We start from the raw sequence: 26,893 nt of genomic DNA on the forward strand, positions 1-26,893 counted from the left end.
CGGCGCACCAGCGGGCGACGAGCATCGCGGCGGGATCGGCGGGCGCGGGCACCGGCGGTGATGGCGGTAGGTCGAACAATCGTGCCATCAGGCAGTCCAACGGGGTGACGTCCGGGCCGAGGCTGTGGAAGGCGGCGTCCAGCCCGCCGAGCCGGTCGATCGCGACATCGCGCACGGCATCGCGCGGTGGCTGGCCCTGTTGCGCGAGGCTGCGCCAGAGATCGAGCTTCAGCGCCGCGCGGGCGCCATACTGCCGGGCCCCGGCGCGGATCGCGGTTTCGAACGGATGGTCCTCGAAGGCGGCGAGCGGGTTGACCGCGATGGCGCCATCCAGCGGCCAGAGCGCAGGTACGGCGCGCGCGGCGGCGGCGATCTGGGCGTCCAGCGTTTCGGTGGCCCCGGAAGCGGCGAAGGTGGGTCTGGCGAGATCGACATTCATGGGTCTGGTCCTTTCAGGCGTTCAGCAGCCGGACATGCAGCGGGCGGGGCAGGCCGGATCCGCCCTGGCGCAGCAGCGCCTGCGCGACGCCGCCGGCGAGGAAGACGGCCGCCAGCGCGAACACGAGGCCATCGCCGCCGACGGGTATGGCGGGCGGGGCGGCGAGCAGGGCTTCGGTTGCGCCAAGCCCGGCCAGGTACAAGCCCGACAGAATGGGCAGCAGCAGGATCAGCCGGGGCGTGCCGACCGAGAGGGCGGCGCCGAGCCCGGTGGCGATGGCGAGGGCGGTGGGCAGCAGCGCTGCGCCTGTGACGATGCCTTGGGCATCGAGCCAGGCGATCGCGGCGAGGGCGAGCAGCGCGGCGAGCGCGGTGGTGGCCGCGCCTTGCGGCCGCCCCGGCCGCAGGGCCGGGCCGATGGCGGCGCCTGAGCCGAGGAACAGCCATGCCTTGAACAGGCCGTGCGCGATCAGATGCCAGAGGGCTGCGGCATCGCCGCCGAGGCCGCAGGTCAGGATCATGAAGCCCATCTGCGCGATGGTCGATCCGGCGAGGGACTGTTTGATCTCCGGCCGGACGAGTTGGAGGAAGCCTCCCCAGACCGCCGCGAACAGGCCGGCGCCGATGGCCAGCGCCTGCACTGCCGGGGCTGCGGCGAGCACGGCGGTGAAGCGGATCAGCAGGAACCCTCCGGCATTGACGAGGCCGGCATGCATCAGGGCGGAGACGGGGGTTGGCGCCGTCATCGAGCGCATCAGCCAGGTGGAGAATGGCGGCAGGGCCGAGCGCGCCATCGCGGCGAGCAGAAGGAGCCCGGCGGCAAGCCCGCGGAGCACGGCCGGCAGCGATGCGGCGCCGTTGATCATCGCCGCAAGGTTCGTCGAGCCCGCATGAGCGCCGAGCAGCGCGAGGGCAGCAAGGAGAGCCGCATCGCCGATCGCGAAGGCGCGCCGTGCCTGCTGCGCGGCGGCGGCGGCGGCGTGCGAGCCGGCATGGCCGATCAGCGCGGCGAGGAGCTGGCCGCTGGCGAACCAGACCGGCAGGAACACCAGCGCATCGCCGGTACGGACGAGCACGAGAACCGAGGCGAGCAACAGCGAAACCCGGATTGCATAAAGGCGGCGGCTCGGGTCGGCGCGCATGTAGCGGGTGGAGAAGGACTGCACCACGGCGCCCACGAAACTGGTGAGCAGGGTGAGGCTCGCGGCGAGCCCGTCGGTCGGGCCCGGAGCGGCCCAGCGCTGCGCGATCAGCCCGGCGGCGGCGGCGAGGCTCGCCCAGCCCGCGCGTTCCGCGCGCCGCAGACTGCGCTCTCCGCCGCGATCCGCCGCGGCGAGCGCGGCGCCACCAAGGGCGAACCAGGCGGGAAAATAAGAAAAATCCATGTGCGGCCTCCTTCCCGCAATCCGGTATGACAGAGGCATTGATTTGTGAAACGAGTTATCGATATCTCAAACATTGAAAATGCTAATGATGAGGCGCCGATGCCCCTTCGCACCCTGGATCTCGACCTCCTGCGCAGCTTTGTAACGATCGCCGATGCGGGCGGTTTCACCCGCGCCGGGGAGATGCTGGGGCGCACGCAATCCGCCGTGAGCCTGCAGATGAAGCGCCTCGAGGAGATGCTCGGCCGGCCGGTCTTCGTGCGTGGGCCGCGCCATCTGCGCCTGACCGACGAGGGGGAGCGTCTGCTCGGCCATGCGCGCCAACTGCTGCGGTTGAACGATGCGGCGCTTGCCGATCTGCTTGAGCCGGAAGTGGTGGGGCTGGTGCGGCTCGGCGTGCCGGAGGATTTCGCGACGGTGCATCTGCCAAAGGTTCTGGCGGCGTTCGTGGATGCGCATCCGCGTGTCGAGCTGGAGGTGACCTGCGACCTGACCCTCAATCTTGAAGAGGGATTCCGGGCCGGCCGATTCGACCTTGTGCTGGTGAAGCGTGAGCCGGATGTCGCGCTGGATGGCACGCGGGTGTGGCGTGAGCCGCTGGTGTGGGTGGCGCGGGACCGGCTTTCGGTGCCCGGGGAGGGGCCGGTGCCGTTGATCGTCTCGCCGCAGCCCTGCGTCTATCGGCGGCGGGCGATCGCGGCGCTGGATGCGGTCGGCTGCCCCTGGCGCTGCGCCTATACCTCGACCAGCCTGGCCGGCACCCAGGCGGCGGTTCGCGCCGGGCTCGGCGTTGCCGTGCTACCGCGTGAAATGTGCCCGGATTTTCTGACGCCGCTGCCGCAGGGCGACAGGTTGCCGCCACTCGCCGATACCGAGATCGCGCTGATCGAATTGCCGGGTGCCTCCGCAACAGCACATCGGTTTGCCCAGCACGTCGCCGCGGCCCTCGAACGCGGTGCTTGAAACATCATCCGATCAGATCGGGTCATCTGATCGGACAAAGATGCTCAAATTATCAATATCATAGAGCGTGGCATCATCCCCGCCGCACCTGCCGCCAGACCTTGCGCGCACCGTCGACCTTGAAAATCTCCGCGAACGCGCGCCGGATATTCGCCTCAAGCGACTGATTCCGCCGGGCGAATTCCGACCGCCTCTCGGAGCATTCGAACGGGGAGCAGACTGGGATGATGTTCTGTCACCCGCGCTGAACCTGCGTCACATCGCGGACCGCGCCATTGGCCGCACTCGTGGTCAGCGCGGCATAGGCCTGGAGAGCGGCGGAGACGAAGCGCTCGCGCGCCGCCGGCTTCCAAGCCGCCTTGCCCTTCGCCTCCATCGCGGCGCGCCGTGCTGCGAGTGTCGCCTCGTCGAGCTTCACGTCAAGCTTGCGGTTCGGGATGTCGATGGCGACGATGTCGCCCTCCTCGACCAGCCCGATCGCCCCGCCCTGGGCCGCTTCCGGCGAGATATGCCCGATCGACAGCCCCGCCGTGCCGCCGGAGAACCGCCCGTCGGTGATCAGCGCACAGGATTTTCCGAGGCCCTTCGATTTGAGATACGAGGTCGGATACAGCATTTCCTGCATTCCCGGCCCGCCTTTCGGACCCTCGTAGCGGATGAGCACCACGTCGCCCGCCTTGACCTTGTCACCGAGAATGCCGGCGACCGCGTCTTCCTGGCTCTCGAAGATCCGTGCTGGCCCCTCGAAGACGAGGATCGAGGAATCAACCCCCGCTGTCTTCACGATCGCGCCGTCGAGCGCGATGTTGCCATACAGAACCGCGAGCCCGCCATCCTTGCTGAACGCATGTTCGGCGTCGCGGATCACACCCGTCTCGCGGTCAAGATCGAGGCTCTCGTAGCGCCGGCTCTGGCTGAAAGCCTCGGTTGTCCGCACCCCGCCGGGAGCCGCGCTGTAAAGCGTTTTCGCCGTCTCGCCGCCGCGCATCACGTCCCAGCGGTCGATCGCCTCGCCGATTGTCTTCTCGTGCACCGTGGTGCAATCGCGATGGATCAGCCCGGCGCGGTCGAGCGCGCCGAGAATGGCCATGATGCCGCCGGCGCGGTGCACGTCCTCCATGTGGACATTGCTGACCGAGGGCGAGACCTTGCAGAGATTGGGCACCCGGCGCGAGAGTCGGTCGATGTCCGCCATGGTGAAGTCGAGTTCCGCCTCGCGGGCCGCCGCGAGCAGATGCAGCACCGTATTGGTCGAGCCGCCCATCGCGATATCGAGCGACATCGCGTTCTCGAACGCCTTGAACCCGCCGATACGGCGCGGCAGCACGCCCTCGTCGTCCTGCTCGTAATAGCGCCGGGCGAGATCGACGATCTGCCATCCGGCCTCGACGAACAGCCGCTTGCGGTCGGCGTGGGTGGCGAGCAGCGAGCCGTTGCCCGGCAGCGCGAGGCCGAGCGCCTCGGTCAGGCAGTTCATCGAATTGGCGGTGAACATGCCCGAGCACGAACCGCAGGTCGGGCAGGCGGAGCGTTCCATTACCGCGGCCTGCTCGTCGGTCTTGGTCGGGTCGGCGGCGACGACCATGGCGGTGATCAGGTCGGCGGCCTTGGTTTCGCCATCGGCGATGTATTTGCCCGCCTCCATCGGCCCGCCCGAGACGAAGATGGTCGGGATGTTCAGCCGCATCGCCGCCATCAGCATGCCCGGCGTGATCTTGTCGCAGTTGGAAATGCAGACCAGCGCGTCGGCGCAATGGGCGTTGACCATGTATTCCACCGCATCGGCGATCAGTTCGCGCGAGGGCAGCGAATACAGCATCCCGCCATGGCCCATGGCGATCCCGTCATCGACGGCGATGGTGTTGAACTCCTTCGCCACCCCGCCGGCGGCCTCGATCTCGCGGGCGACGAGCTGGCCCAGATCCTTCAAGTGCACATGACCGGGCACGAACTGGGTGAAGGAATTGGCGATGGCGATGATCGGCTTGCCGAAATCCGCATCGCCCATGCCGGTCGCGCGCCAGAGCGCGCGGGCGCCCGCCATGTTGCGGCCGTGGGTGGAGGTGCGGGAACGGTATTGGGGCATGGTGTCTCGTTTCCAGTCTGGCAATTTTGCCGATTACTATAGGGTCAGGGAAGATGCCGCGCTACCCTCCGGCGATCAGGGCGAACACCCGCAGCGCCGAGGCGAGCGGGCGTTCGGGGTCGCGCGATGCGTCCACCTCGCCGACCAACGTGCCGAGCGCCACGCCGCGCCGCGCCGCCGCCGCCTCCAGCGCCGCCCAGAATTCCGGCTCTAGCGCCACGCTGGTCCGATGCCCCGAGAGCGACAGGCTGCGCTTTTCAAGCGTCATTCGCGTCGCGGCAGCAGGGAGAGCAGCGCGGGCAGGAACACGAAAGTGGCGATCAGCACCGCCACCAGGCTCAGCAGCAGCAATTCGCCAAGGCTCGCCGTGCCACGATCGCGCGAGGCCGCGAGCGAGCCGAAGGCGGTGCCGGTGGTCAGCGCCGAGAACAGCACCGCCCGCGCCGTAGCCGAGCCCAGCAAATGTTTCATCCCGTCGCGCCAGTTCATCACGAAATACACGTTGAACGATACGCCGACCCCGAGCAGCAGCGGCAGGGCGATGATGTTCGCGTAGTTCAGCTGCAGCCCTGCGAGATGCGCGAACAGCGCGGTCAGAAAGGCCGACAGCGCCAGGGTCAGCACCACCAGCGCCGAATCCCGCGCCGAGCGGAGAAACAGCATCAGAATCAGCGCGATCGCGACGGCGGCCAGCGCCGCGGCCTCGCGGAAGGCACCGAGAATCGTATCCGCCGTCGCCACGGTGGTCGCGGCCGGCCCGGCGGCGACCGGCACCACCGTCTCCACCGCCCGCACGAAGCGCCACAGCCCCGCCGAGCGCTGCGCCGCCGCGGTCGGGATCACCTGCACCCGCACCGCGCCATCCGGTAGGAACCAGTCGCGCTTTACCGAGGCCGGCAGGTTCGTCGCGGTGATCTCCCGCGCCGAGAGCGCCTGGTTCAGCCGCTTCAGCGCATCCGGTAGATAGCGGGTGAGGGCGGCGTTCATCGCCATCACCCGCGCGTCGGGAGCCGATTTCAGCTGCGCCAGCGCGGCGCCGATCCCGCGCAGCGGCGAGGTCTTTGGCAGCTTGCTCTCTACCGAGGCGATGGCCGCCGCCGCCTGTGCCGCCGCCGCGCGCAGGCGCTGCGGCGTCACTGCCGGCGGCGTGCCCGTGGCAAGGCTCGGCGCGAGAATGTCCTGGGTCTGCCGGATCATGCCGAGCTTGGCGCTCTGGTGCAGCGGCACGAAGGTTGCCCCGGAAATGACCTGCGCCACCTCGGGCAGCTTGCCAAGCCGCGCCGAAAGATCGCGCGCCTCCCCAACATCCTTCGCCAGGACGTTGATATAGAAAGGATTCGTTACCGATTTTCCGAGCAGGGACTGCAACGTCCGCATCGCCTCGGTATTGGGGTTCTGGGTATCGAGCGGGTTGGCGTCGAATTGCAGCGTCGCGGCCGCAAGAATCCCGGCGAGGGCGATTGCGGCGAACACGCCGAGCACCACGCGGCCATGGCGGCGCAGTGTGCCATCGGCCCAGTCGCCGATCGGAAAGCCGATCCGTTCCGCCTCGCCGCGCGGCCGGGTGAAGGCCAGCAGGGCTGGCAGGAAGCTGATCGTGCAGAAGAAGGCGATCACCATGCCGATGCCGGCGATCAGCCCCAACTCCGCCACGCCGACGAAGCTGGTCGGCACGAAAGCGAGAAAGCCGCAGGCGGTCGCCCCGGCGGCCAGCGCGATCTGCAGCCCCGCCTCGTCGGCGGCGCCGATCAGCGCCAGCGCCGGATCGTCCACCCGGTGGCGCACGTCGCGCAGCCGCACGCAGAACTGGATGGCGAAATCGACCGCGAGCCCGACGAACAGAATCGCGAAGGCGACCGAAATGAGGTTCAGCGTGCCGATGGCGAGGGCAGCGAAGCTGATCGTCAGTGCCAGCCCGGCCAGCAGCGTGGCGAGGATCGGCACGATCATCCGCCACGACCGCACCGCCAGCACGAGCCAGAGCGTGATCAGCGCTGTGCTGATCAGCAGGCCGGCCACCATCCCCTGGGTCAGGCTCGCGAATTGCTCGTCCGAGAGCGGTATCTGCCCGGTATAGCTGATCCGCGCCGCGCCATCCTTCACCTCCGGCAGTCCGGCGATGATCCGCCGCAGCGCCGCCGTCGCCACCCCGCCGGGTTGCAGCGCGCCATGATCGAGCACCGGATGGATCAGCACGAAACGCACATCGCCCTGCTCGGCCGCCACCCCCGGCATCAGCAGCGATTGCCATGACAGCGGCGTTGCGTGGCCCGCGGCGGCGGCGGCGAGCGCCTTGCGGAACGTGTCGAGCTGGGCGCGGTACGGGGCAAGATTGGCCTGCCCGGCGCCAACGCCCACCGCCATCAGGTCGAGCGCCTTGAACAGCCCGGCGGCGGAGGGATCGGCCGAGAGCTGGCCGAGAAAAGGCTGCGCGATCACGATCGCGTTCAGCAATGTCGCGAGCTGGGTCTCGGGCAGCAACAGCAGCCCGTCGCGGTCGTAGAAACTGCCGGTGCCGGGGCGCGTGGCGTCGTGGAAATGAACCTTGTCTGCCGCCACCTTCGCGGCGAGCGCCCTTGCCGCCGCATCCGCGGTTTCCGGCACATCGGCGCGCACCACCGCGACAATGAGGTTCTGGAACTGCGGAAACGCCTTGTCGAATTTCATCTGCTCCTGCCGCCAGGGCAGGCTGGCCGCGAAGAGGTGATCGGTATTGGTGTCGATGCCGAGATGCGTCGCGGTGTAGGCGAGCCCCAGTACGATGGCGGCGAGATAGGCCGCGATCACCGAGCGCGCGTGGCGTCGGCTCAGGGCAACCGCGGTCATGATCAGTCTTCGCATCGAACGGGTCCGCTCAAGAATCGTATGAAGGGGGCCGAAGCGTCACCCGATGGGGAACCGACGCCCGGATATGCCAATGACATAATGAACTACATCCGACCCTGATGGATCGGAAAGTGCTCTAGCCGCGGATGAGCGCATCCGGCACGCCGAGCCCCACCTTGCGCAATGCCGCCGCCGCGCCGGGGTGAAAGGGTACGGGCGAGCTGCGGTCGATCCAGTCCGGGCCAAGCCGCGCAGGGCCGCTGCCGGGCAGCCCGCGCAGCAATTCCGTCCGGTGGAGCATCGCCGTCGTCGTCACCGCGCCGGCAATGCTCCCCGGCAGGCTCACCGCGCCGATGGCGATGGCTTCGGAGCCGATCGTCGCCACGGGAGCGGACAAATGGGGTAGCGTATGCCGCCCGATCACCGCGGCGCCGATGCCCGGCAGCGCTTTTGCCGCCGCCGTGATCTCGTCATGCGCGAAGCCGATCAGGTTGAAGCCGCCCCGCGCGGCGGCCTCGCGCACCGCCGGCAAAGGGGTGATGCCGAAGAACGCGCAGGCGTCGAGCCGCCCGCGATGCAGCAGGTCGATCTGCTCGCCATAGAGCCCCTCGATCGCCAGCCGGGGCCTGATTCCGGCGGCAGCGAGCGCCGGGAGGGCCAGAACCGCGCCAGCGCCGCCTGCCGGCCCGACGCCGATCACTTTTCCGGCAAGGTCACGCAGCCGACGGATGCGGGATCTTGCCGGGGCGAAAATCTGCAGGCTCGCGCCGCAAATCGGGAACAGGGCTCGAAACCCCTGCAACTTCACGCCGCTGGTCCATGTCCCCCGGCCAGCCCAGGCCTGGTTGGCAACGGCGAGCACCACGAGGCCGAGCTGTGCCGCGTTCTGTTCCACCAGCAGCACATTCGCGGCACTGCCGCCGGAGGCGCGATAGGACAGAGACATCCGCGCCGATTTCTGCGCCGCCTGTCCCCAGGCCTGGCCATAGACCGAAAATCCGCCGCCCGGCTGCCCGGTGCCCATCGTGATGGCGAGTGGAATGGCCGTAATGTCGGAGGCCCGTGCCGCGAGCGGCGCCCCCATCATCGCTCCCAGAACCGCGCGCCGTCCCCGCGCCATATCGTGTCTCCTTGCCATTCGTCGTATTGTATCGCCCGATGCGGGCAAATTCGGGGCAAAGCTGCGCTCCGGACCCGGTTAAAGCCCGAAGTGACCTGTGGGGCAAACTCAGGTCAGATTACGGACCCGCTCCAGCCCGGCCAGCAGCGCCGCGCGAATGCCCGGCTCCAGCGCTGAGTGTCCGGCATCCGGAACCACCGTCAGCCGCGCGGCCGGCCAGGCTGCCGCGAGGTCGAAGGCGGAATTCGGCGGGCAGATCATGTCGTAGCGACCCTGCACGATCTCGCCCGGCACGCCGGCCAGACGCTCCATACCGGCCAGCAACCCGTCCGGCGGCAGGAACAGGTTGTTGAGGAAATAATATGCCTCGATCCGCGCGAGCCCGAGCGAGGTGCGGTCCTGCGCGAAGGCGCTGACCGTCTCGTAGCTTGGCAGCAGCGTCGAGCACGATCCCTCATAGACCGACCAGGCCTGTGCCGCCGGCAGGTGAATGGCCGGATTGGGATCGCAGAGCCGGCGGAAATAACTCCCCAGCACGTCACCGCGCTCCGCCTCGGGCAGGAAGTTCACCAGCGCCGCATGCGCGTCGGGAAAGAAGCGGGCGATCCCTTCAAGAAACCAGTCAACCTCGCTCGGCCGGCCGAGGAAAATGCCGCGCAACACCATCCCCATCACCCGCTCGGGATGCGACTGGGCATAGGCCAGCGCGAGGGTCGAGCCCCAGGAGCCGCCGAACAGCAGGAACTGCCTGATGCCGAGATGCTCGCGCAGCGCCTCGATATCCTCGATCAGCGCCGGCGTCGTGTTCCGCTCCAGGCTGCCCAGCGGCGTCGAGCGCCCGGCGCCGCGCTGGTCGAAGATCACCACCCGCCAGAACGCCGGTCGAAGAAGCGCCGGTGGACCGCGCCCGCGCCGGCGCCCGGCCCGCCATGCAGGAACAGCACCGGACGGCCGCGCGGATTGCCCACCTGCTCCCAGTAGATCACATGCCCGTCGCCGACCGGCAGAGACCCCGTCTGATACGGGCCGACCTCGGGAAACAGGTCACCCCGCGGCATTGGCTGCCCCTTCGAGACAGGCCTCGATCACCCGCGCCACCTGCGCGTCGTCGAGATCGGGATGCAGCGGCAGCGCCATGATCCGCGTCGCCACATCCTCGGAAACGGGCAGCGCCGTACCGTCATGTGCTGCGCGATAGGCCGGCTGGTGATGCAGCGGCTTCGGTAATACACCGCACTCGGCACGCCGCGCGCCCGCAGCCGCGCCTGCATCGCCTCGCGCGCCGCGCCGTCGCGCAGCAGCACCGCATAGATCGCCCAGGCGCTCGAACTCTCCGGCACGCGGATCGGGGTGACGAACGCCGAGACCAGCGCCTCGTCATACCGTCGGGCGATCGTCTCCCGCCGCGCCAGCTCGGCCTCGAACACGTCGAGCTTGGCGAGCAGCACGGCCGCCTGCAACGTGTCCAGCCGTCCGTTCATGCCGATCCGCTGCACGTCGTAGCGCGTCGTCCCCTCGCCATGGGTGCGCAGCGAGCGGTACAGCGCCGCGCGCTCGTCGCTCTCGGTGAACAGCGCGCCGCCATCGCCATAGGCGCCGAGCGGTTTCGAGGGGAAGAAGCTGGTCGCCGTGGCATCCGCGGCACGGCCGAGGCGCTCGCCGCCGAGGGCGGCGCCGAAGGCCTGGGCGCAGTCATCCAGCGTGAACAGCCCGTGCCGGGCGGCGATGTCGCGCAGCGCCGGCCAGGGTGCTGGCTGCCCGAACAGATCGACCCCGACCACCGCTCGCGGCCGCAGCAATCCGGCCGCGCTCACGGCATCGATCCGCGCCTCCAGATGCGCGGGATCGATCTGGAACGTCGCCGGGTCGATATCGACGAAGACAGGCGTAGCACCCAGCAGCAGCGGCACTTCGGCGGTCGCGGTATAGGTGAAGGCCGGCAGAAACACGGCATCACCCGGTCCGATCCCCTCCGCCATCATCGCGATCTGCAGCGCGTCGGTGCCTGAACTCACGCTGACGCAATGCGCCGCCCCGCAGAACGCGGCGAGGCGCTGCTCCAGCTCGGTGACTTCGGGGCCGAGGATGAACTGGCCATGCGCCAGCACGGCGTCGATCCGCGTCCGCAGGCCGGGGCCGAGCCGCGCCTGCTGCGCCTTGAGATCGAGAAACGGAATCGGGGGAAGATCGGTGTCCATCGGCGTTCTCTAGCCGGTCGGGCCCGCCGCGGCGAGGGGTTGCGCGCCGAACTCGGGCACCAGCCTTGCCAGCGCCGCGAGGGCGACGGCGGTCTCGCCGCGCTGGATCAGGGCGGCGAGCTCGTCGAAGGCGCGGCCGACCAGCGCGGCATCGGCCACGCGGGGGGCGGCCATCAGCAGGCCGGGAAACCCGGTCTCGATCGGTCGTTCGGCGCCGTGGAACAGCTCCTCGAACAGTTTTTCCCCCGGTCTGAGCCCGGTGAAGCTAATCGGGATGTCGAGATCGGGCCTGAGTCCGGCAAGGCGGATCATCTGCCGCGCCAGATCAACGATCTTCACCGGCTCGCCCATGTCGAGCACGAAGATCCCGCCCTGTGCGACCGGCAGCGCCGCGTCCGAGCGGCCGACCACGGCGGCCTGCAGCACGAGCGAAACCGCCTCGCGCACCGTCATGAAATAGCGCCGCATGTCGGGATGCGTGACCGTCAGCGGCCCGCCGCGGGCGAGCTGGCGGCGGAACAGCGGCACCACCGAGCCGGTCGAGCCCAGCACGTTGCCGAACCGCACGGTCACGATCCGCATCCCCTCCTGCCGCCGCGCCGCGACGTCGAGCCCCTGGGCATACATCTCCGCCAGCCGTTTCGACGCCCCCATCACCGAGGAGGGATTCACCGCCTTGTCGGTCGAGATCAGCACCATGAGCCCGGCGCCGGCGGCGCGCGCGGCATCCGCCACGTTGCGGGTGCCGAGCGCGTTGGTGGCGATTCCCTCCAGCGGGTTGGCCTCGACGATCGGCACATGTTTCAAAGCCGCCGCGTGAAAGACGAGGTCCGGCCGCCACGCGGCGCAGAGCGCCTCGATCCGCGCGCGATCGCGCACATCGGCGATCACCGCCGCACGCGCGAGGCCGGGCACGAGTTCCGACAGTTCAAGATCGATCTGCCACAGCGCGAACTCGCTTGAATCGAGCAGGACCAGCCGCGCCGGCCCGAACCCCGCGACCTGGCGGGCCAGTTCCGAGCCGATCGAGCCGCCGGCGCCGGTGACCAGCACGCAGCGCCCCTGGATCATCCTCGCCATGCCCTCGCGGTCGAGCGCGACCTGCGGGCGGTTGAGCAGGTCCTCGATGGCGATCGGGCGCAGCGCGGTCTCAGGCTCGCCCGGCGTGGTGGGCGAGAGCGTGGTGGGCCGCGGCGCGCGGGCGGTGCGGATGCCGCGGCGCTCGGCCTCGTCCATGATGTCGCGCAGCGCCGGGCCGACGAGTTCGCGGCTCGCCACCACCAGCACGGCCGGCATCTGCCCGGCCTCGGCCAGGCGGTCGAGCGCCGCCGCCAGCCCGCTCACCTCGCCGAGAATCGGCACATTATGAATGCGTCGCCCGGTTTCCCGCCCCGAACCGGACAGCACGCCGATGACCCGGTAGCGCTGCTGGCTTTCGCGCGAAAGGGCGGCGAGGAACAGTTCGGCGCCCTCGCCATCGCCGAGCAGCAGCGCGGTCTCGGCATCGTCCGACAGCACCTCGCGGCGGCTGCGCGCCATCCGGTAGAGCACGCGCGGCGCCAGCAGCGCGAGGGCCAGCGTAATGATCAGCAGCGGCGGATAGCTCGCCGAGGGCATCCTCGCGCCGACGCCGACAAGCAGCAGCACGATCAGCAACGCGGCGGAGATCGCACTCGCCAGCACCGCGACCGCATCTGGCATGGCAGTGAAACGCCAGTGCTGCCGGGGAAGGCCGAACGGCACGCCGATCAGCCAGATCGCCGCCGACCCGGCAAGTGGGAGGATCGGCGGCGAGGGCATCGGTTTCGCCGGATCGGCAAGCCAGCAGGCGGCGATGACCGCCAGCGCGGCCAGCAGACCGTCAAGCACGAAATTGACCGCGATGCGGATCTGGCTGCGCTGCAACGTCATGACGGTTCGTTTCTAGCGGAAATACGGTCTGCCGCCATAGGGTGCACCGCAGCGACGAATTTGGTTGCACCTTTTTCGACAAAAGGTGTAACTCGCTTTCCATCGCAGGTGCAACCCAAACAGGAGGAACGGCGATGGCTGTCAGCACGATGGGGGTCAAGCTCGACGATCAGGTCCGCACCCGGCTCCGCGCCCTGGCCGAGCGCGAGGGGCGGACGACGCATCACCTCGCCAAGCAGCTCATTCTCGCGGGGCTCGAGCGGCTCGAACGCGGCGAGGCGCTCGACGCCGCCGCCACCGCCGAGGACGATGCGCCCGCCGCCGTGCCCTTCCTCGAATTCGTCCAGGACGTGCAGCCGCAGACGGTGCTGCGCGCCGCGATCACCGCCGCCTACCGAATCCCGGAAACCGACGCGATCGCCGGGCTGATCGAGGGCGCGACCCTGCCCGCCGCCGCCGCGAAACAGGCGCGGGCGACCGCGACCAATCTCGTCACCGCGCTGCGCGCCCGCCGCAATGCCGGCATGGTCGAGACGCTGCTGCAGGAATACGCGCTGTCCAGCCACGAGGGCATCGCGCTGATGTGCCTCGCCGAGGCGCTGCTCCGCATCCCTGACGCCGCGACGCGCGACGCCCTGATCCGCGACAAGATCGGCGCCGGCGACTGGCAGAGCCATCTCGGCGGCAACAAGTCGGTCTTTATCAACGCCGCCACCTGGGGACTGCTGCTCACCGGCAGGCTGAACGCGACCGCGAGCGAGGCCGGCCTGTCCTCGGCGCTGAGCCGGCTGCTCGCCCGCGGCGGCGAGCCGGTTGTCCGCCGCGGCGTGAACATCGCGATGCGGTTGATGGGGGAGCAGTTCGTCATGGGCCGCACCATCGGCGAGGCGCTGGCCAATGCCCGCAAGCGCGAGGCGAAGGGCTTCGCCTATTCCTACGACATGCTGGGCGAGGCGGCACTCACCGCCGCCGACGCCGCGCGCTACTATCGCGATTACGAACAGGCGATCCACGCGATCGGCGCCGCCTCGGGCGGCAAGGGAATCTATCGCGGCCCCGGCATTTCGGTGAAGCTCTCGGCGCTGCACCCGCGCTACGGCCGCGCCCAGCGCGCCCGGGTGATGGAGGAGCTGGCGCCGCGGCTCAAGGCGCTGGCCCTGCTGGCCCGCCGCTACGATATCGGCATCAACATCGACGCCGAGGAAGCCGACCGGCTCGACCTCTCGCTCGACCTGCTGGAAGGTCTCTGCTTCGAGCCGGGCCTCGCCGGCTGGAACGGCATCGGCTTCGTGGTGCAGGCCTACCAGAAGCGCGCGCGCTCGGTGATCGAGTTCCTGATCGACCTCGCCCGCCGCAGCCGCCACCGGCTGATGGTTCGGCTGGTCAAGGGCGCCTACTGGGACAGCGAGATCAAGCGCGCCCAGCTCGACGGGCTGGAAGGCTTCCCGGTCTTCACCCGCAAGATCCACACCGACCTGTCCTATCTCGCCTGCGCGCGGGCGATGCTGGCGTCGCGCACCGAGATCTTCCCGCAATTCGCGACGCATAACGCGCTGACGCTGGCGAGCATCCACGCCCTCGCCGGGCCAGCTTTCGAGGTGGGGGACTACGAGTTCCAGTGCCTGCACGGCATGGGCGAGCCGCTGTATGAGGAAGTCGTCGGCCAGCAGAAGCTCGACCGGCCCTGCCGGATCTACGCGCCGGTCGGCACCCATGAGACGCTGCTGGCCTATCTCGTGCGCCGGCTGCTGGAGAACGGCGCCAACACCTCCTTCGTCAATCGCCTCGCCGATCATCGCGTGCCGGTCGAGGCGCTGATCGAGGACCCGGTCGCCGCGGCAAGGAAGATCGAGCCGCTTGGCGCGCCGCATCCGAAAATCGCGCTGCCAAGCGAGATCCTGGGCGCGCGGCGCAATTCCGCCGGATTCGACCTCTCAAGCGAGCAGCGCCTCGCCTCGCTCGGCTCGGCGCTGCTGGCGAGCCTCGAACAGGACTGGCGCGCCGCCCCGCCGGACGCCGATCCGGCCGCGCCGGGCCGGGCCGTGGTCAACCCCGCGAATACGGCCGACCGCGTCGGCACCGTCATCGAGCCGGATGAGGGCGCGGTCGGCGCCGCTCTCGCCCGCGCCGCCGCCATGGCGCCGATCTGGCAGGCGACGCCTGCCGCCGAGCGCGCCGCGATCCTGCTCCGCGCCGCCGACCTGCTCGAACACCGCATGACCGCGCTGGTCGGGCTGATCGTGCGCGAGGCCGGCAAGTCGCTCCCGGCGGCGATCGGCGAGGTGCGCGAGGCGGTCGATTTCATGCGCTATTACGCGGGCCAGTTGCAGGACGGGTTCGACAACGAGACGCATCGCCCGCTCGGCGTGGTGGCGGCGATCAGCCCGTGGAACTTCCCGCTCGCCATCTTCACCGGCCAGGTGGTCGCCGCACTCGCCGCCGGCAATGTGGTGCTCGCCAAGCCGGCTGAGGAAACCCCGCTGATCGCCGCCCAGGGCGTGCGGATCCTGCACGAGGCGGGCGTCCCGGCGGATGCGGTGCAGCTGCTGCCGGGCGATGGGCGGACCGGGGCCGCGCTGGTCGAGGATGCCAGGGTCTGCGGCGTGGTGTTCACCGGCTCGACCGCGGTGGCAAGGCTGATCCAGGCCACGCTCGCGCGGCGCCTCGACCCTCACGGCATGCCCGTGCCGCTGATCGCCGAGACCGGCGGGCAGAACGCGATGCTGGTCGATTCCTCGGCGCTGCTGGAACAGGCGGTGGGCGATATCGTGACCTCGGCCTTCGATTCCGCCGGGCAGCGCTGCTCGGCGCTGCGCATCCTGCTGGTGCAGGACGACATCGCCGATGCGCTGCTCGCCATGCTGCGCGGCGCGATGGAGGAACTCACTCTGGGGGCAACGGACCGGCTGTCGAGCGATGTCGGCCCGGTGATCACGCGGGAGGCGCGGGACAATATCCGCGCCCATGTCGCTGCGATGGAAGGGCGGGGGCACAAGGTCTTCTCGGTGTCGCTGCCGCCGGAAACCGAAGCTGGCTGGTTCGTGGCGCCGACGATGATCGAAATCGACCATCCCTCGGCGCTGGAGCGCGAGGTGTTCGGGCCGGTGCTGCATGTGGTGCGCTATCGCCGCGAGCAGCGGAATGCGATGATCGAGGCGGTGAACGCGCTGGGCTATGCGCTGACCTTCGGCGTGCATAGCCGGATCGACGAGACGATCGCACAGGCGATCGGCAAGGCCGAGGCGGGCAATATCTACGTCAACCGCAACATCGTCGGCGCCGTGGTCGGCGTGCAGCCCTTCGGCGGGCATGGGCTGTCGGGCACCGGGCCGAAGGCGGGCGGGCCATTCTACCTGCGCCGGCTGCTGGCGCGGCGGCCAATGCCGCATGGCGCCGGCGAGGTCCCGCCGGCGCTGGCGACGCTGATCGGGTGGATGCGGGAGCAGGGGATCGAGACCGCGCCGGCGCTGCGCTATGCAACGGCGGCGTTCCGCGATGCCGAACTGCCGGGTCCGGTGGGCGAGCAGAATACGTTGCGGCTGAAGCCGAAGGGGCTTGTGCTCTGCCGGGCGGCGAGCCCCGAGGGCATGTGGCGGCAGATCGCCGCCTGCCTTGCCACCGGCAATGCGCCGCTGGTGCTGTGCGCCGGGGTCGATTCTGACCTTGCCCGGTTGCCGGCGGCGATCCGCCCGGCGATCGCGCCGGAGGGTTCGGTGGCGCGGGCGGAATTCCACGCCGTGCTGTTCGAGGGGCATCGCGACGCGCTGATCGCGCTGCAAATGGCGCTGGCGGAGCGGGACGGGCCGATCGTGCCGGTCCACGCCCTGCCGGCGGAGGACCATTCCGAGTGGGATTATCCGCTCGAATTCCTCCTCGAGGAGCAGTCGATCAGCGTCAACACCGCGGCGGCGGGGGGTAATGCCAGCCTGATGTCGATCGGCTGATTTATTGCTCTCCCCTCGGCGGTTAGAACCCGTTCCGATCCTTCTGGATCGGAACGGGTTCTATCTTGTCGATAACCAGAGCATCTTTATCCACTCAGATGACTCCATCCGATCGGATGATGCTCTAGCCGCCGATGGATGCGCGGATCGCGGCGAGGGCGTCGTCGGCTTTGCCGCCATCCGGGCCGCCGGCCTGGGCCATGTCCGGCCGACCGCCGCCGCCCTTGCCGCCGACCGCTTCCGAAGCGGTGCGGACCAGGGTGACGGCGTTGAAGCGGTCGGTGAGATCCGGCGAGACGGCGACGACGATGCTCGCCTTGCCCTCGGCGGTGGAAACCAGGGCGGCGATGCCAGAGTCCATCGATTTCAGGATGGAATCCGCCAGCGATTTCAGGTCGCGCGGCGAGACCTCGCCGAGATTGCGGGCGGCAAACTTGATGCCGGCCACCTCCTCGATCTCGGACGCGGCGCCGCCGGTGGCGAGCTTGCGCTGCAGCTCGGCGACCTGCCGCTCGAAGCGCTTTTTCTCCTCGATCAGGGCTGCGATACGGCCTGGAAGTTCGGCGGGGGCGACCTTGAGCGCGGCGGCGGCCTCTTCCAGCAGGTCGGCCTCGGCCTCGGTGGCGGCGAGGGCGGCTTCGCCCGTCACCGCCTCGATGCGGCGGATGCCGGCGGCGACACCCGATTCGGCGAGGATGCGGAAGGCGCCGATATCGCCGGTGCGGCCGACATGGGTGCCGCCGCACAGTTCGATCGAATAGGCCGACTTGTCGCCATCGCCGGCGCCCATCGAGACGACGCGCACCTCATCGCCGTATTTCTCGCCGAACAGGGCCATAGCACCGCGCTTCACCGCCTCGTCCGGCGTCATCAGCCTGGTTTCGACCGCGGCGTTCTCGCGGATGCGGGCGTTGACCTCGCGCTCGACGGCGCGCAGTTCCGCCCCCGTCACCGGGCGGGGCTGGGAGATGTCGAAGCGCAGCCGGTCCGGCGCGTTCAGGCTGCCTTTCTGCGTCACATGCGGTCCGAGAGCGCGGCGCAGCGCCTCGTGCAGCAGGTGGGTCGCCGAATGGTGGGCGCGGATGGCGCCGCGGCGGGCGTGATCGACCTCGGCATGGAGGGAGTCGCCGGGGGCGATCTCACCTTCCTCGATCGTGCCGTAATGGACGAAGAGGTCGCCGGCCTTTTTCTGGGTGTCGGTGACGCGGATGGTGACACCGGGGGCGGTGAGCGTGCCGGTGTCGCCGACCTGGCCGCCACTTTCGGCGTAGAAGGGCGTCTGGTTGAGGATGAGGGCGACCTCCTGCCCGGCCTCGGCGCGGCCGGCGGGGGCGCCGGCCACCACCACGGCGAGGAGGCTCGCATCGCTCTCCTCGGTCGAGTAGCCGAGGAACTCGGTGCCGCCGAGGCGGTCGCGCAGGTCGAGCCAGACGGTTTCGGTCGCGGCATCGCCGGAGCCGGCCCAGGCGGCGCGGGCGCGGGCCTTTTGCTCCGCCATGGCGGCGGTGAAGCCGTCATGGTCGAGGCCGCGACGCTGTTCGCGCAGCGCATCCTCCGTCAGGTCGAGCGGGAAGCCGTAGGTGTCGTAGAGCTTGAAGGCGACCGCGCCCGGGAGTTTCTCGCCCGAGCCGAGTTTCTGCACCTCATCCTCAAGGAGCGAGAGGCCGCGTTCGAGCATGACCGCGAATTTCTGCTCTTCCAGTTTCAGCGTCTCGACGATCAGGGCCTCGGCGCGGGGGAGTTCGGGGAAGGCGACGCCCATCTGCCGGGTGAGGGCGGGGACCAGGCGGTAGATGAAGGGTTCGCGCATGCCGAGCCGGTGGGCGTGGCGCATGGCGCGGCGCATGATCCGGCGCAGCACGTAGCCGCGGCCCTCGTTCGAGGGCAGCACGCCATCGGCGATCAGGAAGGAAGTGGCGCGGAGATGATCCGCGATGACGCGGTGGCTGACCTTGTGCGCGCCGTCGGGATCGGTGTGGGAGACCTCGGCCGAGGCGAGGATGAGGGCGCGCAGCGTGTCGGTATCGTAGTTGTCGTGCTTGCCCTGGAGGATGGCGGCGAAGCGCTCCAGGCCCATGCCGGTGTCGATCGAGGGGCGGGGCAGCGGGTTGCGCACGCCGGCCGGCTCTTCGAGGAACTGCATGAAGACGAGGTTCCAGATCTCGATGAAGCGGTCGCCATCCTCGTCCGGGCTGCCGGGCGGGCCGCCGGGAATGGACGGGCCGTGATCGTAGAAGATTTCCGAGCAGGGGCCGCAGGGGCCGGTATCGCCCATGCGCCAGAAATTGTCGTCGGTCGCGATCCTGATGATTTTCCCGTCCGGCAATCCGGCGATCCGTTTCCAGAGCGAGGCGGCCTCGTCGTCCTCGTGGTAGACGGTGACGAGGAGTTTTTCCTTCGGCAGGCCGAAGTCGCGGGTCAGCAGCGTCCAGGCGTTCTCGATCGCGACATCCTTGAAATAGTCGCCAAAGGAGAAATTGCCGAGCATCTCGAAGAAGGTGTGGTGCCGGGCGGTGTAGCCGACATTGTCGAGATCGTTGTGCTTGCCGCCGGCGCGGACGCATTTCTGCGAGGATGCGGCGCGGACATAGGGCCGGTGCTCATGGCCGGTGAAGACGTTCTTGAACGGCACCATGCCGGCGTTGACGAACATCAGCGTCGGGTCGTTGCGCGGCACCAGCGGTGCCGAGGGCACCACCTCGTGGCCGTTGCGGGCGAAGAAGTCGAGAAAGGTTGCGCGGATGTCGTTGCTGGAGGTCATGGAGCGGCCGGTCATTCCTGAGACATGGTTCTGACTTTGCCATACCGCAGGGTTGCGGCAATGTCATCCGCATGTCAGGTGAAGGCATCGCCGAGGCATCTGTCGATGTGTTGCGAGGGCCTTGCGATCCACCTGAACATAGCGGGAACACGAAGGGGCGGGGTCGACAAGGGCACGGTTGTCGCGCCGTGCGTTTCAGGACATCATCGGTCATGGCCCCGCATGACGCCGAGCTGACCGCCGACCTGCTGCTGCGCGCCTACCGGCTCGGCCTGTTTCCAATGGCGGAGCGGCGGGATTCAGCGACGCTGCATTTTCTCGATCCGGACCGGCGCGGGGTGCTGCCACTCGAGGCATTCCATCTGCCGCGGCGACTGGCCCGCACGCTGCGGGCGACGCCCTGCGAGATCGTCGCCGACCGAGATTTTCCGGCGCTGATCGCCGCCTGCGCGGCACCGGCGCCGGGACGGACGGAAACCTGGATCAATGCCGGAATCGAGCGACTTTTCATCGAACTCCACGAGCGCGGCCATGCTCACAGCGTCGAAGTATGGCGGGATGGCTCGCTGGTTGGCGGGCTTTATGGGCTGGCGATCGGCGGGGCATTTTTCGGCGAGAGCATGGTCTCGCGCGAGCGCGACGCATCGAAGCTGGCGCTGGCGCATCTGGTGGCGCGGTTGCGGCTCGGTGGGTTTACGCTGCTGGACACGCAGTTTCTGACCGCGCATCTGGCCCGGTTCGGCGCCATGGAAGTGACGCGCGCTGCCTATCACGCAAGGCTCGCCTTGGCCGTGGCGCAACCGGCGCGCTGGCTGGCCAATCCGCCGGCGCCGCTGCTCGCTACCGAGATTGCCCTTCTGGCGGCGGGCACAGCCAAATCATCGAGAGCGGGCGAAAAAATTTAATATCAGATTATTGCAGCACGGCGCTGATAATGTCCTGCAGGCTGTGCGTGGGCTGCCAGCCGAGCAGGGTGGCGGCGCGATCGGCATTGCCCGTGGCGCGCGGAATGTCGCTCGGGCGGAGACGGGCCGGGTCCAGCTCGATGGCAACCGGAAGACCGAGTGTGGCGATCATCGCCTCGACCATGTCATGCAGGCGACGCGGCGTGCCGGAGGCGAGGTTGAGGATCGTCGCGTCGGGCAGGTCGTCGAACCGGGCCAGGGCGAGAGCATAGGCGCGGGTGACATCCGCGATGTGCAGGAAATCGCGCTCGGCGTCGAGATTGCCGACGCGCAGCACGGCGGGCGCCTCGCCGGCGGCGATGCGGCGAAGCTGGGCGGCAAATGAACCGAGGGCGAAGGCCTCGCTCTGGCCGGGACCGACATGGTTGAACGGACGCAGGCGCAGCACCCTCAGCCCGGATTCGGCGGCCATCGCGCCGAGGGCAAGATCGGCTGCGGCCTTGCTCGCGGCATAGGTGTTGAGCGGGGCGAGCGGAGCGGACTCGTCAAGCGGCAGGCCGGTGCGGAAGCTGGCGCCATAGCAGTCGGCGCTGCCAGCGTGGATGAGGCGGCAGCGCGGCGCGTGGTCGAGCAGGGCGCGGGCCAGATTGAGCGTGCCATCCAGATTGACGGCGAAGGCGCGCCGCGGATCCTGCCGGGCGGCGGGCACCGCGGCGATGCCGGCAAGATGGATGCACGAATCCGGGGTCGCGGCGCGTATTTCGGCAGCCACCGCATCCGGATCGGTGATGTCGGCGCGCAGCGGCACCAGGGTGGCGTCAGGGAAGCTGGTCGCCAGCGTGGCGCACAGGCGCCGGCCGACAAAGCCGCCAGCACCGGTGACCAGGATGCGGGTGGGCGCTTCCATCGCGTAGAGGCTAGCGCGTGGTTTCGCGCAGGCGGGCGAGGTCGGCCTCGACCATCTCGACAATCATCTGCTCGAGCGAGGTTTCCGGCTGCCAGCCGAGAGCACGATGCGCCTTGGCCGGGTTGCCGAGCAGCACGTCGACCTCGGCGGGGCGGTAAAAGGCGGGATCGATGACGAGGTGCCGCTCGATGTCGAGCCCGGCATGCTCGAAAGCGATCCGGCACATGTCCCGCACCGTGGTGGTGCGGCCGGTGGCGACGACATAATCGTCAGGTGTCTCCTGCTGGAGCATCAGCCACATCGCCTTGACATAGTCGCGGGCGTGGCCCCAGTCGCGCTTGGCGTCGACATTGCCGAGGCGCAACTCGGTGGCGAGACCGAGCTTGATGCGGGCGACGCCGTCGGTGACCTTGCGGGTGACGAACTCCACGCCGCGCAGCGGGCTTTCATGGTTGAAGAGAATGCCGGAGGAGGCGTGCATGCCGAAGCTCTCGCGGTAGTTCACCGTGATCCAGTGGCCGTAGAGCTTGGCGACGGCATAGGGGGAGCGGGGATAGAACGGGGTGGTCTCGCTCTGCATCTCCTCCTGGATCAGGCCATACATTTCCGAGGACGAGGCCTGGTAGAAGCGCGCATCCGGCTTCTCCGCGCGCAGCGCCTCGAGCATGTGGGTGACGCCGATGGCGGTAATGTTCGCAGTCAGGATCGGCTGACGCCAGGACGAGGCGACGAAGGACTGGGCGGCGAGATTGTAGACCTCATCGGGCTGGACCTCCTTGACGATGCGGACGAGGCTGGAGAGGTCAGCCAGATCGCCATCAAGAAGCGTGACGCGGTCGGCGATGCCCAGCCAGCGCAGCCGGTGATCCTCGACACCGCGATGCGAGGAGCGGCGGATCACGCCGAACACCTCGTAACCCTTGCCGAGGAGGAGTTGCGACAGATAGGCGCCGTCTTGGCCGGTGATGCCCGTGATGAGAGCGCGCTTCATAAATTGACCCTGAGCTTTGTTAATAAACGGGGTTGTTAAATACCGGGCGAGCCGAAATCAAGGCGCGGCTCCGGGACGGCCGCTTACGGCGCGGTCATTCGGCGGCTTCGGGCTCGGTTTCGTCGGTGATCATCGCGGCCTCGACCAGATTGGCCTGGGCGCGGATTCGCTGCTCGATCGAGGCGGCGACCTCGGGATTGTCGCGCAGGAACTGCTTCGCGTTCTCGCGGCCTTGGCCGATACGCTGGCTGTCGCAGGAGAACCAGGCGCCGGATTTCTCGACGATGCTGGCCTTCACGCCGAGATCGAGCAATTCGCCGACCTTGGATATGCCCTCGCCATACATGATGTCGAACTCGACCTGGCGGAAGGGCGGGGCGAGCTTGTTCTTGACCACCTTCACGCGGGTCTGGTTGCCGGTGACTTCCTCGCGGTCCTTGATCGAGCCGATGCGGCGGATGTCCATGCGGATCGAGGCGTAGAATTTCAGCGCGTTGCCGCCGGTGGTGGTTTCGGGGTTGCCGAACATGACGCCGATCTTGAGGCGGATCTGGTTGAGGAAGATCACCAGGGTTTTCGAGCGGGAGATCGAGCCGGTGAGCTTCCGCAGCGCCTGGCTCATCAGGCGGGCATGCAGGCCGACATGGCTGTCGCCCATCTCGCCCTCGAGCTCGGCGCGGGGAACCAGGGCGGCCACCGAGTCGACCACCAGCACGTCGATCGCGCCGGAGCGGACCAGGGTGTCGGCGATCTCGAGCGCCTGCTCGCCGGTGTCGGGCTGGGAGATCAGCAGGTTGTCGACATCGACGCCGAGCTTGCGGGCGTAGATCGGGTCGAGCGCGTGCTCGGCATCAACGAAGGCGCAGGTGCCGCCACGCTTCTGTGCCTCGGCCACGGCGTGCAGGGCGAGCGTGGTCTTGCCCGAGGATTCCGGGCCGTAGATCTCGATCACGCGGCCGCGCGGCAGGCCGCCGATGCCGAGGGCGAGGTCGAGCCCGAGCGAGCCGGTGGAAATGACGTCGATCGTCTCGGACTCGCTGCGCGACCCCATGCGCATGATCGAGCCCTTGCCGAAGGCGCGCTCGATCTGGGCCAGGGCGGCGTCGAGTGCCTTGTTCTTTTCCATCGGTAACTCCTGAAGCGTGAGGGGCGGCAGCGTGGGGAACGGTCGGATCATGCAACCTGAACGCGAATTCATCTTAAGGCGTGTGGACCCGTCCGTCGAGGGTGAGTTTTGCATGAAGAGAACATAACAGCAACGCAGTTGATAAGAATTTATTAACTATTTGTTCCCGTCATGTTCCTTTCCGGTCGGTCGTGAAGCGCCAGACGGTGCTGGAACGGAACGCCTCGCCAGGGTCCAGCCTGGTGGAGGGGAAGCCTGCGCGGTTGGGAGAATCGGGAAAATGCTGGGTTTCGAGGGCGATTCCATCGCCCGCGCGGTAAGGCGGCAGGTCGAGCTTGCCGGCGGCATAGACCTGCACGGCGGGCTCGGTGGTCTCGACCGTGAGGATGCGGCCCGAGACGGGGTCGCGCAGGAGCGCGGCGGGTCCGATCACACCTTCCGGCTTGTCGAGCACGAAGCAATGATCCAGCCCGGCGCGGGTGGCGCCGATCGGCTGCGGGCGCATGAGGTCGAGCCAGGTGCCGGCAACCGGGGCGATGGCGCCGGTCGGGATGTTCGCGGGGTCCGCTGGCAGGTAGCGCGCGGCGGCGACGGCAATTTCGTGGTCGAGCGCGGTGCCGCCGCCGGCGAGGTTGAAATAGGCGTGGTTGGTCAGGTTGAGCACCGTGGCGCGGCCGGCGACGCGGGCGGCATAGTCGAGGCGGAACGCGTTGTCCGGCGCCAGCGTGTAGGTGACGTAGACGGTGAGGTCGCCGGGGAAGCCGTTCTCGCCGTCCGGACTGTGCAGGCGGAGGGTGAGGGCGCTGCCGGTGGCGGCGACGATATCCCACACGCGGTGGCTGAAATTGGGCGTGGGGCCGTCGGCCGGGCCGCCATGCAGGGTGTTGGCGCCCTCGTTGGCCGGCAGGGTGTGGCGGACGCCGTCGAGCGTGAAGGCGGCGCCGGCGATGCGGTTGGCGTAGCGGCCGACGAGCGCGCCGAAATAGGGGCTCTTCGTCTCGTAGTCGGCGAGGGTGGGGCAGGTCAGCACGACATTGCCGAGGCGGCCGCGCCGATCGGGGACCAGGAGTTCCTCGACGATGCCGCCATAGTCGAGCAGGCTGACCGACATGCCGGCCGTATTCGCGAGGGTGATCCGCCGCACCTTCGCGCCGGCGCGCGTGGTGCCGTAGGGGGCGATGACGGGTTCGGGCATCGGCGGTCGCTCCTTCAGTCGTTCGGTCAGGCGGCCGGGATGACGGCGGCGCGGGTGAGGAGATCGGTATCACCGCCAGTGGTGCCGGCGGCGCCGAAGGCCAGGGCGGGATGGACGATTCGCGCGGCGATGAAGCGCTCGGCGACGGCAGCCGGGGCGTGACGCAGCAGTAGTGCGGCCGAGAGTGCGAGGGCGAGATGCTCGACGAGGCGGCGGGCGACGGGCTCTGCAGTTTCGGGGCGTTCGAGCATCGCCTCGACGCCGGCGATCAGCGCATCGAGCGCGGTGTCAGCACCACGGGCGGGGGCGAGTTCGGCGGCGAGGGCGGCGGCGGCCTCGGGCGCGCGGGTCAGCGCGCGCAGCACGTCGAGACAGATGATATTGCCGGCCCCCTCCCAGACGCCGTTCAGCGGCGCCTCGCGGTAGAGTCGGGCGATCGGGTGTTCCTCGACGAAGCCGTTGCCGCCGTGGCATTCCAGCGCCTCGGCAAGCAGGGCGGGGGCGCGCTTGCAGGTCCAGTATTTCGCGACCGGGACGATGATCCGGGCGAGGGCGGCTTCGGCGGGGTCGCGCGCGGCGGCGTCGGCCGCGGCGGCGGCGCGCAGGGCGAGCCAGAGCGCCGCCTCGGCCTCCAGCGCCATGTCGGCGAGGACGGCGCGCATCAGCGGCTGGTCGATCAGGGCGCGCTGGAAGGCGCGGCGATGGGCGGCGTGGTGCAAAGCGAGCGAGGTGGCCTGGCGCATCAGCGCCGCGGCGCCGAGCGCGCATTCGAGGCGGGTGAGATGCGCCATCTCGATGATGGTGGCGATGCCGCGGCCCTCGGCGCCGACCATGACCGCCTCCAGCCCGTCGAACTCGACCTCGGCGGAGGCGTTGGAGCGGTTGCCGAGCTTGTCCTTCAACCGCTGGATGCGCACGGCGTTGCGGCTGCCATCGTCGCGCCAGCCCTGGGCGAGGAAGCAGGAGATCGTCTCGCCGGTGCGGGCGAGGGTGAGGAAGAGATCGCTGGCGGGGACCGAGAAGAACCATTTATGGCCGGTCAGCTGCCACGAATCGCCCGCGCGGGTCGCGGTAGTGCGGGTCTGGCGCAGATCGGAGCCGCCCTGTTTCTCGGTCATCGCCATTGCCACGCCGAGCGCCGGCTTCTCGGCCGGCGGCAGCGGGCGCGGATCGTAGCCAGGTGCGAAAATCCGGTCGCGGAAGCGGGCGAGCAGGTCGGGCGCGTGGGCGAGGGCGGCGGCGGCGGCGAAGGTCATCGCCGCAGGACAGCAGACGCCGGGTTCGCCCTGGCCCCAGAGATAGGCCACGGCGGCGCGGGCGACATGGGCGCCGGGGCGGGGCTCGGTCCAGGCCAGGCTGTGGAAGCGGTCGGCACGGATCATGCCCATCAGGCGGTGCCAGGCGGGGTGGTAGGCGACCTCGTCGATGCGGTGGCCTAAGCGGTCGAAGGCGGCGAGTTCGGGCGGGTTGCGATTCGCCTCCCGCGCCAGGGCGCGCAGTTCGGGTGAACCGATTCGGGCGCCGACCGCGGCGAGATGGGGGGCTGCCCAGAAGGCGCCGAAGGCGGAGACCGCTTCGGCAAGGGCGGCATCGGCGGTGAAGGCGTCGTGATCGGGTGGTTCGCCGGCCTGGTTGAAGACCTCATGGGTTGCGACCATTCCGCCAGCATAGACAAGCGGGCGCGGTTTGTCTCGCCCGGGGCCCCGTTCCGCGCGGCTCTATTGATGGCGGCGCGCGCTGCGCCTATACCCGACCACGTTGCGGGTGTAGCTCAATGGTAGAGTTCCAGCCTTCCAAGCTGGCTGTGCGGGTTCGATTCCCGTCACCCGCTCCAGTCTGAACCATCCGGACCCTTGTCCGCACTTGACAGCGGGGCCCGGTCGTTGTGCAAGGCGGACGGATGCACGCGGTTCGCGGGCAGTCCGCGCCGCAGGGGTGTAGCTCAATTGGCTAGAGCGCCGGTCTCCAAAACCGGAGGCTGGGGGTTCGAGACCCTCCACCCCTGCCAGCCGGAACCCCGAGGGCCGGCGCTGGCGGCGATTCTCGGCAGTTTTCATGGAGCAACCTGACATTGGCGTTCAACCCGGCGAAATTCTTGCGCGATGTGCGCAGCGAGGCCTCCAAGACCACCTGGCCG

16 protein-coding genes, 2 tRNA genes and 2 pseudogenes are annotated in these 26,893 nt (G+C 69.0%); 5 read left to right on the top strand and 15 right to left on the bottom strand.

Going from position 1 to position 26,893, the window contains the following annotated elements; translation table 11 throughout:
• Together ACIDOCELLA78_RS000000111660 and ACIDOCELLA78_RS000000111665 are read right to left on the bottom strand one after the other, a co-directional pair.
• Positions 1-439: putative inorganic carbon transporter subunit DabA (locus ACIDOCELLA78_RS000000111660; RefSeq protein WP_201729699.1), on the bottom strand; the 439-nt coding region annotated here is incomplete at its 3' end.
• A 13-nt stretch (positions 440-452) separates the two neighbouring features.
• A complete protein-coding gene (locus tag ACIDOCELLA78_RS000000111665) occupies positions 453-1,823 on the bottom strand; it encodes a proton-conducting transporter membrane subunit (RefSeq protein ID WP_201729700.1) in 1,371 nt (456 codons plus the stop codon).
• A gap of 99 nt (positions 1,824-1,922) precedes the next feature.
• Here ACIDOCELLA78_RS000000111665 and ACIDOCELLA78_RS000000111670 point away from each other — a divergent pair, with 99 nt between their 5' ends.
• Positions 1,923-2,786, top strand: a complete 864-nt coding sequence (locus ACIDOCELLA78_RS000000111670) for a LysR substrate-binding domain-containing protein (protein WP_201729701.1) — start codon at positions 1,923-1,925, stop codon at positions 2,784-2,786.
• A gap of 235 nt (positions 2,787-3,021) precedes the next feature.
• On the opposite strand, the gene ilvD is transcribed toward ACIDOCELLA78_RS000000111670, so the two are convergent.
• The 7 genes and pseudogenes from ilvD to ACIDOCELLA78_RS000000111705 all read right to left on the bottom strand — a co-directional run bounded on the left by ilvD (position 3,022) and on the right by ACIDOCELLA78_RS000000111705 (position 12,927).
• Positions 3,022-4,872 (bottom strand): dihydroxy-acid dehydratase, encoded by a 1,851-nt coding sequence (ilvD, locus tag ACIDOCELLA78_RS000000111675; protein WP_201729702.1) that lies wholly within the window; start codon positions 4,870-4,872, stop codon positions 3,022-3,024.
• 61 nt (positions 4,873-4,933) lie between these two features.
• Positions 4,934-5,140: a ribbon-helix-helix domain-containing protein gene (locus ACIDOCELLA78_RS000000111680; protein WP_201729703.1), complete on the bottom strand. Its 207-nt coding sequence runs from the start codon at positions 5,138-5,140 to the stop codon at positions 4,934-4,936.
• Positions 5,137-7,713, bottom strand: a complete 2,577-nt coding sequence (locus ACIDOCELLA78_RS000000111685; RefSeq protein WP_201729704.1) for an MMPL family transporter — start codon at positions 7,711-7,713, stop codon at positions 5,137-5,139. The genes ACIDOCELLA78_RS000000111680 and ACIDOCELLA78_RS000000111685 overlap by 4 nt, the downstream gene beginning before the upstream one ends.
• A 121-nt stretch (positions 7,714-7,834) precedes the next feature.
• Complete coding sequence (locus ACIDOCELLA78_RS000000111690) at positions 7,835-8,818, bottom strand: TAXI family TRAP transporter solute-binding subunit (protein WP_201729705.1); 984 nt, start codon at positions 8,816-8,818, stop codon at positions 7,835-7,837.
• A gap of 108 nt (positions 8,819-8,926) precedes the next feature.
• Positions 8,927-9,876: pseudogene (gene pip / locus ACIDOCELLA78_RS000000111695) on the bottom strand (prolyl aminopeptidase).
• Positions 9,863-10,926 (bottom strand): annotated as a pseudogene (locus tag ACIDOCELLA78_RS000000111700) (DegT/DnrJ/EryC1/StrS family aminotransferase). Before ACIDOCELLA78_RS000000111700 ends, pip begins: the two co-directional pseudogenes overlap by 14 nt.
• A gap of 99 nt (positions 10,927-11,025) precedes the next feature.
• Entirely contained in the window at positions 11,026-12,927 is a 1,902-nt protein-coding gene (locus tag ACIDOCELLA78_RS000000111705) for a nucleoside-diphosphate sugar epimerase/dehydratase (protein WP_201729706.1), read from the bottom strand.
• Positions 12,928-13,061: 134 nt separating this feature from the next.
• Here ACIDOCELLA78_RS000000111705 and putA point away from each other — a divergent pair, with 134 nt between their 5' ends.
• Positions 13,062-16,871 carry a trifunctional transcriptional regulator/proline dehydrogenase/L-glutamate gamma-semialdehyde dehydrogenase gene (gene putA / locus ACIDOCELLA78_RS000000111710; protein WP_201729707.1) on the top strand — a complete coding sequence of 1,270 codons (3,810 nt, stop codon included), beginning with the start codon at positions 13,062-13,064 and terminating at the stop codon, positions 16,869-16,871.
• Positions 16,872-16,995: 124 nt separating this feature from the next.
• On the opposite strand, the gene alaS is transcribed toward putA, so the two are convergent.
• The gene (gene alaS, locus ACIDOCELLA78_RS000000111715) at positions 16,996-19,632 is read right to left on the bottom strand and encodes an alanine--tRNA ligase (RefSeq protein WP_201729708.1); all 2,637 of its coding nucleotides are present in this window, start codon (positions 19,630-19,632) and stop codon (positions 16,996-16,998) included.
• A 212-nt stretch (positions 19,633-19,844) separates the two neighbouring features.
• On the opposite strand from alaS, the gene aat reads away from it, so the two are divergent.
• Positions 19,845-20,537: a leucyl/phenylalanyl-tRNA--protein transferase gene (gene aat, locus ACIDOCELLA78_RS000000111720; RefSeq protein WP_201729709.1), complete on the top strand. Its 693-nt coding sequence runs from the start codon at positions 19,845-19,847 to the stop codon at positions 20,535-20,537.
• A 7-nt stretch (positions 20,538-20,544) separates the two neighbouring features.
• On the opposite strand, the gene ACIDOCELLA78_RS000000111725 is transcribed toward aat, so the two are convergent.
• The 5 genes from ACIDOCELLA78_RS000000111725 to ACIDOCELLA78_RS000000111745 form a co-directional block, all read right to left on the bottom strand.
• On the bottom strand, positions 20,545-21,444 hold the full coding sequence (locus ACIDOCELLA78_RS000000111725; protein WP_201729710.1) for an NAD-dependent epimerase/dehydratase family protein: 900 nt from the start codon (positions 21,442-21,444) through the stop codon (positions 20,545-20,547).
• Positions 21,445-21,454: 10 nt separating this feature from the next.
• Complete coding sequence (gene gmd / locus ACIDOCELLA78_RS000000111730; protein WP_201729711.1) at positions 21,455-22,435, bottom strand: GDP-mannose 4,6-dehydratase; 981 nt, start codon at positions 22,433-22,435, stop codon at positions 21,455-21,457.
• Between the two features lie 94 nt (positions 22,436-22,529).
• Positions 22,530-23,561: a recombinase RecA gene (gene recA, locus ACIDOCELLA78_RS000000111735; protein WP_201729712.1), complete on the bottom strand. Its 1,032-nt coding sequence runs from the start codon at positions 23,559-23,561 to the stop codon at positions 22,530-22,532.
• Positions 23,562-23,730: 169 nt separating this feature from the next.
• A complete protein-coding gene (locus ACIDOCELLA78_RS000000111740) occupies positions 23,731-24,756 on the bottom strand; it encodes an aldose epimerase family protein (protein WP_201729713.1) in 1,026 nt (341 codons plus the stop codon).
• Positions 24,757-24,782: 26 nt separating this feature from the next.
• A complete protein-coding gene (locus ACIDOCELLA78_RS000000111745) occupies positions 24,783-26,414 on the bottom strand; it encodes an acyl-CoA dehydrogenase family protein (protein WP_201729714.1) in 1,632 nt (543 codons plus the stop codon).
• Between the two features lie 102 nt (positions 26,415-26,516).
• Between ACIDOCELLA78_RS000000111745 and ACIDOCELLA78_RS000000111750 the strand changes: the two genes are divergently transcribed.
• Both ACIDOCELLA78_RS000000111750 and ACIDOCELLA78_RS000000111755 read left to right on the top strand, forming a co-directional pair.
• Positions 26,517-26,590, top strand: a tRNA-Gly gene (locus ACIDOCELLA78_RS000000111750).
• Between the two features lie 97 nt (positions 26,591-26,687).
• Positions 26,688-26,764 (top strand) — tRNA-Trp (locus ACIDOCELLA78_RS000000111755).
• Positions 26,765-26,893 lie beyond the last annotated feature (129 nt).

This window comes from Acidocella sp. C78, from assembly GCF_907164655.1.

Bases quoted from the DNA above. Each gene is read 5' to 3' on its own strand.
- ACIDOCELLA78_RS000000111680 (WP_201729703.1), bottom strand. From the start codon at position 5,140: ATGACGCTTGAAAAGCGCAGCCTGTCGCTCTCGGGGCATCGGACCAGC.
- gmd (WP_201729711.1), bottom strand. From the start codon at position 22,435: ATGAAGCGCGCTCTCATCACGGGCATCACCGGCCAAGACGGCGCCTAT.
- ACIDOCELLA78_RS000000111740 (WP_201729713.1), bottom strand. From the start codon at position 24,756: ATGCCCGAACCCGTCATCGCCCCCTACGGCACCACGCGCGCCGGCGCG.
- ACIDOCELLA78_RS000000111690 (WP_201729705.1), bottom strand. From the start codon at position 8,818: ATGGCGCGGGGACGGCGCGCGGTTCTGGGAGCGATGATGGGGGCGCCG.
- ACIDOCELLA78_RS000000111745 (WP_201729714.1), bottom strand. From the start codon at position 26,414: ATGGTCGCAACCCATGAGGTCTTCAACCAGGCCGGCGAACCACCCGAT.
- ACIDOCELLA78_RS000000111665 (WP_201729700.1), bottom strand. From the start codon at position 1,823: ATGGATTTTTCTTATTTTCCCGCCTGGTTCGCCCTTGGTGGCGCCGCG.
- ACIDOCELLA78_RS000000111705 (WP_201729706.1), bottom strand. From the start codon at position 12,927: ATGACGTTGCAGCGCAGCCAGATCCGCATCGCGGTCAATTTCGTGCTT.
- alaS (WP_201729708.1), bottom strand. From the start codon at position 19,632: ATGACCTCCAGCAACGACATCCGCGCAACCTTTCTCGACTTCTTCGCC.
- aat (WP_201729709.1), top strand. From the start codon at position 19,845: ATGGCCCCGCATGACGCCGAGCTGACCGCCGACCTGCTGCTGCGCGCC.
- ilvD (WP_201729702.1), bottom strand. From the start codon at position 4,872: ATGCCCCAATACCGTTCCCGCACCTCCACCCACGGCCGCAACATGGCG.
- recA (WP_201729712.1), bottom strand. From the start codon at position 23,561: ATGGAAAAGAACAAGGCACTCGACGCCGCCCTGGCCCAGATCGAGCGC.
- ACIDOCELLA78_RS000000111670 (WP_201729701.1), top strand. From the start codon at position 1,923: ATGCCCCTTCGCACCCTGGATCTCGACCTCCTGCGCAGCTTTGTAACG.
- putA (WP_201729707.1), top strand. From the start codon at position 13,062: ATGGCTGTCAGCACGATGGGGGTCAAGCTCGACGATCAGGTCCGCACC.
- ACIDOCELLA78_RS000000111725 (WP_201729710.1), bottom strand. From the start codon at position 21,444: ATGGAAGCGCCCACCCGCATCCTGGTCACCGGTGCTGGCGGCTTTGTC.
- ACIDOCELLA78_RS000000111685 (WP_201729704.1), bottom strand. From the start codon at position 7,713: ATGCGAAGACTGATCATGACCGCGGTTGCCCTGAGCCGACGCCACGCG.